The 508-nt window shown below is 40.0% G+C and carries 2 protein-coding genes; one reads left to right on the top strand and one right to left on the bottom strand.

Translation table 11 applies throughout. The annotated features are described in order from the left end of the window. Positions 1 to 245, top strand: a 245-nt coding sequence (locus AC1DUW_RS32250; protein ID WP_477644643.1) for a hypothetical protein, incomplete at its 5' end; no start/stop codon positions are given. On the opposite strand, the gene AC1DUW_RS32255 is transcribed toward AC1DUW_RS32250, so the two are convergent. Then, positions 207 to 479, bottom strand: a complete 273-nt coding sequence (locus AC1DUW_RS32255; protein WP_477644642.1) for a glutamate synthase-related protein — start codon at positions 477 to 479, stop codon at positions 207 to 209. The genes AC1DUW_RS32250 and AC1DUW_RS32255 overlap by 39 nt on opposite strands. Positions 480 to 508: the final 29 nt, after the last annotated feature.

Here is a 508-nt window from a genome sequence, read left to right on the forward strand (position 1 = left end):
CAATACTTTCGAAACATAATTCTATTCAGCGAGATCAACTTGAAATGATTACTTTGGATCAACTGGTGCCAGCGAACCATTTGGTTCGTAAAATTGAGGGGGCCATTGACTTCACTTTCATTTCTTTTCGTATCGAAGGAAATAGAAGAGGGATCTCCGACAAAAAAACCGCCTATCAACAAGGCGGTTGTTTAGTACTTTTACAACTATTTACTTACTCTTATTTGTCCCTTTACCTCATTTAGAATATTTTCAAGGGACGTGACGATTCCTTTGTCGTCCTTATAGCTAATATGCATTGGCTGGAAACGAACGGGAGAATCCAAACCAGCGGCTGCTGATATTCGGAATAGTCCTTTTCTTAGGGTAACGAGAAAATTTACGACCCGGTATTTCTTTTCATCAATGACTAGTGCCTGTTGCAATTCTGGATCAGTCGTTGCAACCCCGACAGGACAAGCATTGGATTGACATTTCATAGTCTGTATACATCAGACTATGAAATGTC

Source organism: Peribacillus sp. P4_C12 (genome assembly GCF_056402095.1).